The following is an 11396-nucleotide window of genomic DNA, read 5'->3' on the forward strand; positions in this document are numbered from 1 at the left end:
TGGCCGCGATCAACGAAGCCCTCGATGCCTACCGCCAACTGGCCGAACAACGCCCCGACGCCTACCTGCCCGACTTCGCCAAGAGCCTCAACAACCTCGCCGTGCAGCTCGCTCCCCTCGGCCGACACGAAGACGCCTTGGCCGCGATCAACGAAGCCCTCGACATCCGACGCCAACTGGCCGTGCAACGCCCCGACGCCTACCTGCCCAACCTCGCCACGAACCTCAACAACCTCGCCGTGCAGCTCGCCAACCTCGGCCAACACGAAGAGGCCCTGGCCGCGATCAACGAAGCCCTCGACATTCGACGCCAACTGGCCGAACAACGCCCCGACGTCTACCTGCCCGACCTCGCCACGAGCCTCAACAACTTCGCGATCCGGCTCGGTGACCTCGGTCGATACGAAGAGGGCTTGGCCGCGATCAACGAAGCCATTGACATCCGGCGACGGCTCACTCGGCAACGTGCAGTGCACGGCAACTATTTGGAACAGTCGTTAGACGTACTTGAGTGGCTGCAAGGACGCCGCGAAGAGTCATAGTGCTCCACACCCGGACATGTCGACGCCAAGCATTAGACAATATGTGATCAATTGGACACCCGAAGCGACCATGGGTGCACACGTGGGCCAGGTCGTTCCCAATGCGCTCCCAGACGCCTCCGGCGACTGATCACGGAACCGATATCCGCGCAGGTCAGGGGCCCGGTCCGCACCTCGGAGCGTACTGCCCTCCGGAGGCTGCGCTCAGTCCGAGAGAGGACGTCGGTGACATCAGTTCGCGACATCAATGAGGTTGAACGACCCTGAACTGACGTGGCTCGACGTGGCGAGTGCGGACCCCAATGAACGTCGAATCCGCAGGTCGGCGAGGTGAACCACCTGACTTACACCCGAGCGGTCGCAGGTTCGAACCCTGCTGCGCCCACCAGTGGAAACAGGGCCCCCGTGATCTCCGGGGGCCCCGCCGCGGGGGTTACTCGACGACGCAGCCGTTGCGGGTGCAGCCGCGCTGCCCCAGCTTGTGGTTGTACGCGTCGTAGAAGCTGATGTGGATGAGCTGCACGCCGCCGACCTTGTCGATGGTCAGCCCGTGGTAGAACGCGTGGTCCTTCCCGGGATTGGCGCCGTAGCAGGCGACGTCGGTGGTGGTACCGCCGTTGACGCCCCAGACGCAGGTCTCCCGGTAGCCGCTGACCGCGTGGACGTTGCCGTTGACGGAGGCCGACCGCCCGTCGGTCCACGAGATGGTGCCCGCTGTCACACTCGCGCCGTATTCGATCCGCCAGCTCGTCGTGGACGCCGCTTCGGCCGTGGCGGTCGCGCCCAAGAGGGCTCCGGCGACTGCGGCGGTGGCCACGAGTGATCGGAGGATGCGCATGAAGGTTCCTTCCCCTGCGGTTGCGTCGGCCGGTCGAGGCGATCGGCCGCTCCCTCCACGCCCGGCCGGCGCTGTCGGTTGAGCCTTTCGGCCGTGATTCGGTGGTTCACCCGAAGGCCACGCGGTGGCCGACACGGGGGCCGATCTGGTCGTGTGCGGCCTGGCGCTGACCCACGTCCCGGCGCTGGCGGAGTTCGCCCGGGTGCTGCGGCCCGGCGGGCACCTCGTGCTCGCCGACATGCACCCCGACCGGGCGGCGCAGGGCGCGGTTCCGCCCGTGCGCGGCCTTGACGGCCGGCCGGGGCGGCTGAGTGGCTAGCGCCACCCGATCGGGGACTACCTGCGTGCCGCGCTCGCGGCGGGACTGCACGTGCGTCGCCTGCGACGAACCGCTCTTGCCGGACGGCGACCCACCCGCCCCGGCGGATCCGGCAGGCACGGCCAAACCGTGGGAGCTGTGGCCGTGGAGCCTGGTGCCCGAAGCGGCCCGCGCGGTCAACGCGGGCGCGCCGGCGCTGGTGATCGGCACTTCCTGGCGGACTGCTCACTCCGCCATGGCCGGTTCCGCGACGGCGGCCTGGGTGCGCCGCATCGTCGTCACCAGCAGCGCCAGGCCCGCGAACAGCACCGCCGCGATTACGCCGGTCACGTTCAGCGCCGTCGTGAACGCTTCCTTCGCCTGCTCGGCCACCTCCGGGCGGGTGACGTCGACCGCCAGGGTCGTGCCCGCCGGGAACGCGCCGTGGTACACCGCCGCCGCCGTCAGGCCGATCAGGGCCATGCCCAGCGAGCCGCCCAGGTAGTTGCCCGTGTCGGCCATCGAGGCCGCCGAGCCCGCGCGCTCCGGCGGGACCGCACCCACCACCAGGCCGATGCCCAGCGCGAACAGCGGGCCCGTGCCCAGCGTCAGCACCGTGATGCCCACCACCACCAGCGCCAGGCCGTCGGTGACCGCCAGCAGGAGGCTGCCCGCCGCCGACACGACCAGGCCGCCCGCGATCGCCGTGCCCGGGGTGACGAACCGGGTCAGCGCCGGCGCCGTCATCGTGCCCGCCGCCACGCCGAGGCCCATCGGGGCGAACAGCAGCGCCGAGACGAGCGGGGAGTGACCGAGGACACTCTGCAGGTACTGCGTCACCAGCAGGCCGACACCGGCCATCGCCACGCCGGCGAACACCAGCGCCACCAGCACCGCGGTGAACGGGCGGTTCCGGAACAGCCGCAGGTCCAGCAGCGGCGACGCCGTCGTCAGCTGACGGCGGGCGAAAACGGCGCCCAGCAGCGTCCCGGCGACGATCGCCGCGACCGGCAGGACCGGCGAGCCGGTGGCCAGCTGCTTGAGGCCGAACACGATCAGCAGCACCGCGGCCAGCGAGAGCGCCACCCCGGGCAGGTCCAGCCGCCCGGACGCCGGCGCGCGGAACTCCGGCAGCAGGAACGGGCCGGCGGCGATCAGGACGGCCACCGCCGGGACGGCGACCAGGAACACCGAGCCCCAGGAGAAGTGCTGGAGCAGGAAACCGGCGAACACCGGGCCGGCCGCGCCGCCCGCGAACTGGCAGGTGGCCCAGATCGAGATGGCCTTGCCGCGCTGCTTCTCGTCGCGGAACATGTTCGTGATCAGGGCGAGCGTCGACGGCATCAGCGTCGCCCCGGCCACCCCGAGGGCCCCGCGCACGACGATCAGCATCAGCGGGCTCGTCGAAAACGCGGCGACGATCGACAGGAGCCCGAAGGCGGCGCCGCCGGCGAGCAGCAGCCGCCGTCGCCCGATCCGGTCGCCGAGCGTGCCCATGGTGATGACGAACCCGGCGACGACGAAGCCGTAGCTGTCGGTGATCCACAACTGTTCGGTGCCGCTCGCGCCGAGATCCGCGCTGAGCTGCGGCAACGCCAGGAACAGCGACGTCATGTCCATCGCGACGAGCAGGGTGGGCAGCACGAGCACCGCCAGTCCCAGCCACTCCCGCCGTCCGGCCGGCTTCTCCATGTCCGCTCCTTTTTCCGTGGTCCGTTGCCAGGAGGTCGGAGCCGTGGCGGGGGACCGGACACGGGCGCGGAAAGTTTTCGCGGCCGTCGAATCGCGGTTGCCGGGGTGGCTAGCGTCGAAGGGTGAAGATCCTCCTGCTGGGCGCCACCGGGCTCGTCGGGCGAGCCGTCGCCGCCGCCCTCGAGGCGCGCCACGAGATCGTGCCCGTCTCGCGGACGTCCCCGCTCGCCGCGGACCTGAACGACCCCGCCTCGCTCGACGCGCTGTTCGAGACCGCCGCGGACGCCGTCGTGTGCTGCGCCGCCAACGTCCCGCTGCGGCCGCTCGCCGGGCTGACCGACGAGCAGGTGCTCGGCGACCTGCGCGCCAAGCTGCTCGGCCAGGTCGCGCTCGCCCGGCGCGCGGCGGAGCGCCTGCCCGCCGCGGGGTCGATCACGCTCACCGGGGGGACGTTCACCGAGCCGATCCCGGGCAGCGGGCTCGGCGCGCTCGTCAACGCCGGTCTCGAGGGCTTCGTCCGGTCGGCCGCCGCCGAGCTGCCGAAGGGGCCGCGGATCAACGTCGTCAGCCCCGGCTGGATCAGCGAAACCCTCGAAGCGATGGGTGCGGACGGCCGCCGCGGGACGCCGGTGGCCGTCGTCGCCGAGGCCTACCGTTCCCTCGTCGAAGGCGAGGCGACCGGCCGCACCGTGGTGCCCCGCTGACCGGCATCTTTTGTCAAGATCCGCGCGTGGAACCCCTATCTTGTTGCGCGAAAAGCAAAAATCGCCGCTCGGGCGTAACGGGTGATCGGACGTGGCCGACAGGAAGATCGGCAAGTGACCAACTCACCTGTGGGGGAACCTGTGAAGGTTTCAGGGTTTTTGAAGCGAGCCGTCGCCGTCGTCGCGGTACCCGCGTTCGCTTTGCTCGTGGGGACTGCGCCGGCGCAAGCGCAGGCCGTCGCCTCCGGATCGCTGTCGTTCAGCGGTGACGAGGGCGACTACATCAGCGGGGGCGGTACTTACGCCTACTCCACGGACGCGAAGGACCGGCTCACGGTCAACGCGTCCGAGGACCGCAATCACATCGGCGTGAGCGTCAGCGCCTTCAACGGCGACTGGTGGACGCTCGACCTGGCCGCACCCAGCGGTACCGGCCTGACCGCCGGCACCTACGACGGGGCGACCCGCTACCCGTTCCAGGGGGCGAACGCGCCGGGGCTGGACCTGAGCGGCAACGGCCGGGGTTGCAACACCCTGGCCGGGACGTTCGCCGTCCAGAACGTCGTTTTCGGGCCGCACGGGTACGTCCAGACGCTCGACGCCACCTACGAGCAGCACTGCGAGGGCGACAAGGCCGCCCTGCGCGGTGAGGTGCACATCGCGAACCCGCCGGCGCCGCCGGAGCTCGCGATCGGGCTGAAGGTGGCCACGGACGGCACCGCGAGCACGCTCAACGGCAACGCGTACCTGCACGGCACCGTCGAGTGCACCGGCCCGGCCAAGGTCACCTTGAGCGGGGCGGCGACGCAGGTCAAGCACAACGTCATCATCCGCGGCACCTACTCGGCGCAGGTCGCGTGCACGCCGGGCACGGCGGCGCCGTGGACGGCGACCGTGGTGCCGGTGGGCACCACGCCGTTCCAGAAGGGCAAGGCCGAGGTCGTCACCAAGGCGACCGCGCTCGACCCGAACTACAACACCAACGTCTCGGTCGACGACACCACCGTCGTCACCCTGGTGAAGGGCTGAGTTCCCGGCCGTGGGGCCGCCGTACGAGGCGGCCCCACGGCCCTAAGCCGCGTGCCAGGCGTGCTCGGCGAAGGCCTCGTCGAGCGGGGCGCGGGTGAGCCGGTTCGCGTACGTCGACAGCGTGTACGTCCCGATTCCCAGCACCACCTCCAAGGCGTTCCGCTGCGTGTAACCGGCCCCGGTGAACATTTCCAGCGCTTCGGCCGGGGCCTCGCCCCGCGTGTCCATGACCGTGTGGATGAAGACGCGCAGCGCCTCCAGCCGTGGGTCGGGGAGCGGGGACTCCGCCCGCAGCGCCGCCACCAGCTCCGGCGACGCGGCCAAGCGGGTCAGCGTGGCCGTGTGCATGGCCACGCAGAGGTGGCACTCGTTGCGCGCGGCCACGGTCATGATCAGCACCTCGCGTTCCAGTGCCGTCAGGGTGGTGGCCTCGAAGATCGCGCTGAGCTTCAGGAATCCGTTGAGCAGTTCCGGTGAGGTCGCCAGCCGCGCGACGGCGGACGGCACGCGGCCGAACTTCTTCGCGGTGGCCGTCATCGCGGGACGGGCGGCGGGCGGTGCAGACTCCGCGGTGTGATCGGCGAACAAGGCGTCTCCCAGGGTAGGATCGTCAACGTGGTTGTCGAAACCGTAAACCAGGTTGTCGAGTTTGGCAAGGCCCGATGACCGACACGCCGGGCTACGAGCTGCCCTTCCTGCTGTTCGGTGGGTTCCGCACGCTCATCGACCGCCTGCACGCCGAGCTCGCCCGGCGCGGCCACCCGGACGTGCGCCCGGCGTACGGCTTCGCGATGCAGGCCGTCGGCGTGCAGGGGGCGACGGCCTCGGAGATCGGCCGCCGCCTGGGCGTGTCCAAGCAGGCGGCGGGCAAGACGGTCGAGCGGCTCGAGGCCCTCGGGTACGCCGAGCGCGCGGACGACCCGGCGGACGCACGCCGCAAGATCGTCCGGCTGACCCCGCACGGCGTCGACGCACTCCGCAAGTCGGCGGAGATCTTCGACGAGCTGCGCGCGGACTGGGTGCGCGTGGTGGGCGCGGAGAGAATCGCCGCGCTGGAGAACGACTTGCGCGCGGTCGTCGGCCCGGCGGCGTACCGGCTGGACGCCGCCGGGTGGTTGTCGGGCTAGAAACCGCAGCCCGGGTTCGGGGCGTCCTCCGAAAGCGGGCTGCCCGCCGGGAGCACGTACAGGACCTCCAGCACCAGCGGCGTCGACCCGAGGTTGCGGCCGATGTGCACCTGGTCCGGCTTCTCGGTGAACGCGCGGCCGGCGCCGAAGATGCCGTCGATGCTGCAGTCGGCCAGGTTGTGCGTCAACGTCCCCGCCTTGACGTACGCGTAGAGCGTGCCGTCGTGGAAGTGCCAGCCCGTGTAGCCGCCCGGCTGGATGGTGATCTCCCGGAGCGTGTAATCCGTGTGGCCGATGGTCTTCTGGGCCAGGATCGTGCCGGCGACGCCGCTGCCGGGCGTCGCGGAGGCGGTGGCGGGCAGCACCAGGGTCGCGGCGAGGGCGGCCATGACTACGGTGATCGGCTTGCGCATCGGCCCAAGCTACCGCGTCCGGGCGTGCCCTTGGGGGCAGTGTTCCGGGTAGCGTGCGCCCATGGACGCGGACGTTTTCGAACAGGTCCTCGGCGCGGTGCGGGAGTTCGTGCGCAAGGAGGTCGTGCCGCGCGAGGCGGAGATCGACCGGCGCGACGAAATCCCCGCCGAAATCCGGGAAAAGGCCGCCGGGCTCGGGTTGTTCGGCTGGGCGTTGCCGGAGGAGTACGGCGGGCTCGGGCTCGGGCTCGGCATGGCCGAGGACGTCCGGCTGGCGATCGAGCTCGGCTGGACGACGCCGGCCTTCCGGTCCCTCTTCGGCACCAACAACGGCATCGCCGGCCAGGCCATCGTGCACCACGGGACGCCGGACCAGCGCACCCGCTGGCTGCCGCGGCTGGCCGCGGGCCAGGCGATCGCGTCGTTCGCGCTCACCGAAGCCGAGGCCGGCTCGGACCCGGGCGGCCTGACCAGCCGCGCCCTCCGCGACGGCGACCGCTACCGGCTGTCGGGCACCAAGCGGTTCATCACCAACGCGCCGCTCGCCGAAGTGTTCGTCACCTTCGCGCGCACCGACCCCGAAAGCACCGGCAGCCACGGCATTTCCGCGTTCCTGGTGCCCGCGGGCGCGCCCGGCGTCACCGTCGGCCCGCACGACGCGAAGATGGGCCAAGCCGGCGCGTGGACGTCGGAAGTGGTCTTCGACGACGTCGAGCTGTCCGCCGACGCGCTGGTCGGCGAGGAGGGCAAGGGGTTCGGCATCGCGATGGCGTCGCTGGCCCGCGGCCGCCTGCACATCGCGGCGCTGTGCGTCGGCCTGGCCGAGCGGGCGCTCGCCGAAGCCGTCGAGTACGCCCGGACCGCGCGCCAGGGCGGCCGGGTGATCGGCGAGTACCAGCTGGTGCAGGCGCTGCTGGCGGAATCCCACGCCGAGCTCGCGGCGGGCCGCGCGATGGTCCACGAAGCCGCGGCGAAGTACGACTCGGGCGAGGACCGCAAACTCGGGCCGTCGTCGGCGAAGCTGTTCTGCACCGAGATGCTCGGCCGGGTCGCCGACCGGGCGGTGCAGGTGCACGGCGGGACGGGGTACGTCCGCGGGGTGACCGTCGAGCGGATCTACCGCGACGCGCGGCTGTTCCGGATTTACGAAGGGACCAGCGAAATCCAGAAGCTCGTGATCGCGCGGCAGCTGCTCAAGGGCTGAACTTGCGCTGGAGTCCGCTCCAGGTCATAGCGTCGGAGGCATGACCACCGCACAGCACAAGATCGGCTCCGGGTTCGGCGCCACCACCACGGCGGCCGAGGTCGTCGCCGGCCTCGACCTGACCGGCAAGCTCGCCGTCGTCACCGGCGGCTACTCCGGTCTCGGCCTGGAGACGACGCGGGCACTGGCGGACGCGGGCGCGCACGTCGTCGTCCCGGCCCGGCGGCCCGGCACGGCCGAAGAAGCGTTACGGGGCCTCGAAAACGTCGAGATCGGCGAACTCGACCTCGGCGACCTCGGGAGCGTCCGCGCGTTCGCCGAGCGATTCCTGGCCTCGGGACGCGGCGTCGACGTCTTCATCGGCAGCGCCGGGATCATGGCGGTACCGGAGACCCGCGTCGGACCGGGCTGGGAGGCGCAGTTCGCCACCAACCACCTCGGGCACTTCGCGCTGGTGAACCGTCTCTGGCCGGCGTTCACCGCCGGAGCCCGCGTGGTCTCGGTGTCCTCGCGCGGTCACCACTACGGCCCGGTGCGCTTCGACGACCTGGACTTCGCGCGGGGCTACGACAAGTGGCTCGCCTACGGCCAGGCGAAGACGGCGAACGTGCTGTTCGCCGTGCACCTCGACGAACTGGCCCGCGAGCGGGGTGTCCGCGCGTTCGCCCTGCACCCGGGCCGGATCCTGACCGACCTGGTGCGCCACCTCGACCGCGCCGAGCTGGTGGCCGCGGGCATGGTCGACGCGGACGGGCGGGTGACGGGCGAGGTCAAGACGCCGGAGCAGGGCGCCGCGACCCAGGTCTGGGCCGCGACGTCGCCGCAGCTCGACGGCCTCGGCGGCGTCTACCTCGAGGACTGCGACATCGCCGAGCCCGCCGTCGAAGGCGTGCGGTCGGGCGTCAAGGACTACGCGATCGACCCCGTGCTCGCCGAACGACTCTGGACGGTGTCCGCCGAGCTGACCGGCGTGAACGCCTTCTAGAGCTTCTCGACTTCCCGCACCAGCAGATCGATTTCGTCCTCGGTGTTGTAGTAGTGCACCGACGCCCGGACCAGGTCCGGCAACGCCCGCGCGGTGAAGTCGTACTGCGCCGAGGTGCGCGTCGACAGCGACGTGTTGATGTTCGCCTCAGCCAGCCGCGCCTTGACCTCCGTGGCCGGGGTGCCGTCCAGGCTGAACGTGACCAGGCCGCACTTCCGCGCCCCGGCGTCGTGCACCCGCGCGCCGGCTTCGCCCAGCCGGCTCCGGAGCGTGGCGGCCAGCGAAGTGACGCGCGACTCGATCGCCGGCAAGCCCCAGTCGAGGGCGTAGTCGATGGCCGCGCCGAGGCCGCACACCGCGGCGAAGTCGCGTTCCCACACCTCGAAGCGCTTGGCCGTCGGGTCGACGACGTACTCCGTCGGCGATTCCCAGCTCGCCGAGTGCAGGTCGAGCATCGCCGGCTCCAGCCGCTCGCGCAGCCGCGGGTGCACGTACAGGAAGCCGGTGCCGCGCGGGCCGCGCAGGTACTTGCGGCCGGTCCCCGACAGTGCGTCGCACTTCAGGCGCGTGACGTCGAGGTCGAGCTGGCCCGCCGACTGACAGGCGTCCAGCAGGAACGGGATGCCGGCCGCTTCGGCGACCTCGCCGATCTCCTCGGCCGGGTTCACCAGGCCGCCCTGGGTGGGCACGTGGCTGACGGCGATCAGCTTGACGTCGCCGTCGACGCGCCGCCGCAGCTCTTCGACGTCCAGCTGCCCGGATTCGTCGTCGCCGATCACCTCGACGACCGCGCCGGTGCGCGCGGCGACCTGCAGGAACGCGATGGCGTTGCTGGCGTACTCCGCCCGTGAGGTCAGGATCCGGTCGCCGGGGCCGAACGGCAGCGCGTAGAACACCGCCTGCCAGGAGCGGGTCGCGTTGTCGGTGAGCGCGACGTCGTCGGTGCCGGCGCCGAGCAGGCGGGCCACCGACGCGTACACCGCGTCCAGGCGATCCGCGGCTTCGGCGGCCGCTTCGTAGCCGCCGACCAGCGCTTCGTGGCGCAGGTACTCGACGACGGTGTCGGTCACGACGGCCGGGGGCAGCGCCGCGCCCGCGTTGTTGAAGTGGACCACTTCGGCGCAGCCCGGGGTTTCGCGGCGCGCGCGTTCGACGTCGAAGCTCATACGAACTGAATACAGTAGATAGCTATTGTATGCAATACTGCCCGGCATGGCCCGCACCCCGTTGCGCAGCGACCTCATCGAGCAGATCACCGCGCGCGTGCTCGACCGGCGGCTCGCGGCCGGCGCCCGCGTCAACGAGGTGCACCTGGCCCGCGAGCTGGGCGTCAGCCGGACGCCGCTGCGGGAGGCGCTGATCGGGCTGGCCGACCGCGGCCTGCTGGTCTCCGCGCCCGGCCGGGGCTTCCTCGTGCCGCCGTTCGACCCGGACGAGGCGCGCCGGCTCTACCCGCTGGTGGCCGAGCTCGAAGCCCTCGCGCTGCGCTGGACGTCGCCGCTGGAGCTGGCCGGGCTGCCGGACGCGCTCGACGCCGTCGCCGACGAAATGGCGCTCGCCGACGGCGGTGATCTGTCCGCATTGGACGATCGCTGGCACGCGCTGCTGCTGTCCCGCTGCCCGAACCCGCACCTGCTGCGGCTGATCGAGCAGACGAAGCCGCTGCTCAAGCGCTACGAGTCGGCGTACTTCGCCCGGCACGACCACGCCGGGGAGAGCATCGGCGAGCACCGCCGCATCGCCGCGGCCCTGCGCGACGGCGACCTGGCCGCCGCGTCCTCGGTGCTCGTCGCCAACTGGGTCAAGGCCTTGGCGTACCTGGGGAAGGACGGCAGATGATCATCGCGCACCTGAGCGACCTGCACCTCGACGGCGGTTCGCGCGCGGAAGACCGCGTCGCCGCCGTGCTGGGCTACCTCGGCGGGCTGGCGCAGCCGGTCGACGCGGTCGTCGTCACCGGCGACATCGCCGACCACGGCACGCCCGAGGAGTACGCGCGGGCGGCCGAGCTGCTGAAGCACCCGGCGCCGGTGCTGATGTGCCCGGGCAACCACGACGTGCGCGCGGCCTTCCGCACGGGCTTGCTCGACCTCCCGGCGTCCGACGCCCCGATCGACCTCGCCCGGGAGATCGGCGGCGTGCTGTTCGCGCTGTGCGACTCGACGATCCCGGGCCGCGGCGCGGGTTTCCTCGCCGACGAGACCCTGGCGTGGCTCGACGGCGTCCTCGCCGGCGGCGACGGCCCGGCGTTCGTCGCGTTCCACCACCCGCCGGTCGAGGTCGGCGTGCCGCTGGTGGACGCGATCCGCCAGTCCGGCGAAGACCGGCTGGCCGCGGTGCTCGCCCGCCACCCGCGGGTGAAGGCCCTGCTGGCCGGGCACGTGCACACGGGTGCGTCGACGACGTTCGCCGGTGTCCCGCTGCGCATCGCGCCCGGCGTGGTGTCGGGCTCGCTGCTCCCGGTCGAGCCGGGCGCGGACCGCGGCTGGGACGAGGGCGGCCCGCTCGAGTACGACCGCCCGCCGGCCCTGCTGCTGCACGTCCTCCACGACGACGGCCGGGTG

The 11396-nt window shown here is 71.8% G+C and carries 14 protein-coding genes; 9 read left to right on the top strand and 5 right to left on the bottom strand.

Annotation, left to right across the window (positions count from 1 at the left end):
• The coding region (locus CCN39_RS11865; protein WP_143264018.1) for a tetratricopeptide repeat protein at positions 1-542 on the top strand (542 nt) is incomplete at its 5' end.
• Positions 543-975: 433 nt separating this feature from the next.
• Here CCN39_RS11865 and CCN39_RS11870 read toward each other — a convergent pair.
• The gene (locus tag CCN39_RS11870; protein ID WP_086841259.1) at positions 976-1380 is read right to left on the bottom strand and encodes a hypothetical protein; all 405 of its coding nucleotides are present in this window, start codon (positions 1378-1380) and stop codon (positions 976-978) included.
• 124 nt (positions 1381-1504) lie between these two features.
• Between CCN39_RS11870 and CCN39_RS51670 the strand changes: the two genes are divergently transcribed.
• Entirely contained in the window at positions 1505-1699 is a 195-nt protein-coding gene (locus CCN39_RS51670) for a class I SAM-dependent methyltransferase (protein ID WP_244210738.1), read from the top strand.
• Between the two features lie 225 nt (positions 1700-1924).
• On the opposite strand, the gene CCN39_RS11880 is transcribed toward CCN39_RS51670, so the two are convergent.
• Positions 1925-3370, bottom strand: a complete 1446-nt coding sequence (locus CCN39_RS11880; protein ID WP_086841261.1) for an MFS transporter — start codon at positions 3368-3370, stop codon at positions 1925-1927.
• Between the two features lie 122 nt (positions 3371-3492).
• Here CCN39_RS11880 and CCN39_RS11885 point away from each other — a divergent pair, with 122 nt between their 5' ends.
• Together CCN39_RS11885 and CCN39_RS11890 are read left to right on the top strand one after the other, a co-directional pair.
• Positions 3493-4074, top strand: coding sequence for a short chain dehydrogenase (locus CCN39_RS11885; protein ID WP_086841264.1), 582 nt, complete (start codon positions 3493-3495; stop codon positions 4072-4074).
• 207 nt (positions 4075-4281) lie between these two features.
• Positions 4282-5103 (top strand): hypothetical protein, encoded by an 822-nt coding sequence (locus tag CCN39_RS11890; protein WP_244210740.1) that lies wholly within the window; start codon positions 4282-4284, stop codon positions 5101-5103.
• 42 nt (positions 5104-5145) lie between these two features.
• Here CCN39_RS11890 and CCN39_RS11895 read toward each other — a convergent pair whose 3' ends face one another.
• Complete coding sequence (locus CCN39_RS11895; protein WP_167455042.1) at positions 5146-5640, bottom strand: carboxymuconolactone decarboxylase family protein; 495 nt, start codon at positions 5638-5640, stop codon at positions 5146-5148.
• Between the two features lie 125 nt (positions 5641-5765).
• Between CCN39_RS11895 and CCN39_RS11900 the strand changes: the two genes are divergently transcribed.
• The gene (locus CCN39_RS11900; RefSeq protein WP_086841269.1) at positions 5766-6230 is read left to right on the top strand and encodes a MarR family winged helix-turn-helix transcriptional regulator; all 465 of its coding nucleotides are present in this window, start codon (positions 5766-5768) and stop codon (positions 6228-6230) included.
• On the opposite strand, the gene CCN39_RS11905 is transcribed toward CCN39_RS11900, so the two are convergent.
• Complete coding sequence (locus tag CCN39_RS11905; protein WP_086841271.1) at positions 6227-6643, bottom strand: cupin domain-containing protein; 417 nt, start codon at positions 6641-6643, stop codon at positions 6227-6229. The two genes, CCN39_RS11900 and CCN39_RS11905, sit on opposite strands and share 4 nt — an antisense overlap.
• 61 nt (positions 6644-6704) lie before the next feature.
• Between CCN39_RS11905 and CCN39_RS11910 the strand changes: the two genes are divergently transcribed.
• A complete protein-coding gene (locus CCN39_RS11910; RefSeq protein ID WP_086841273.1) occupies positions 6705-7847 on the top strand; it encodes an acyl-CoA dehydrogenase family protein in 1143 nt (380 codons plus the stop codon).
• 40 nt (positions 7848-7887) lie between these two features.
• The gene (locus tag CCN39_RS11915) at positions 7888-8832 is read left to right on the top strand and encodes an SDR family NAD(P)-dependent oxidoreductase (RefSeq protein ID WP_086841275.1); all 945 of its coding nucleotides are present in this window, start codon (positions 7888-7890) and stop codon (positions 8830-8832) included.
• Here CCN39_RS11915 and CCN39_RS11920 read toward each other — a convergent pair.
• A complete protein-coding gene (locus CCN39_RS11920; RefSeq protein ID WP_086841277.1) occupies positions 8829-9998 on the bottom strand; it encodes an aminotransferase class V-fold PLP-dependent enzyme in 1170 nt (389 codons plus the stop codon). The genes CCN39_RS11915 and CCN39_RS11920 overlap by 4 nt on opposite strands.
• A 46-nt stretch (positions 9999-10044) precedes the next feature.
• Between CCN39_RS11920 and CCN39_RS11925 the strand changes: the two genes are divergently transcribed.
• Together CCN39_RS11925 and CCN39_RS11930 are read left to right on the top strand one after the other, a co-directional pair.
• On the top strand, positions 10045-10671 hold the full coding sequence (locus CCN39_RS11925) for a GntR family transcriptional regulator (RefSeq protein WP_086841279.1): 627 nt from the start codon (positions 10045-10047) through the stop codon (positions 10669-10671).
• Positions 10668-11396 (top strand): metallophosphoesterase (locus tag CCN39_RS11930; RefSeq protein WP_086841280.1); only part of this gene is annotated, 729 nt, incomplete at its 3' end. The genes CCN39_RS11925 and CCN39_RS11930, both read left to right, overlap by 4 nt.

Origin of the sequence: Amycolatopsis kentuckyensis, assembly GCF_002155975.1 — a bacterium.
GTDB classification, from domain to species: domain Bacteria; phylum Actinomycetota; class Actinomycetes; order Mycobacteriales; family Pseudonocardiaceae; genus Amycolatopsis; species Amycolatopsis kentuckyensis.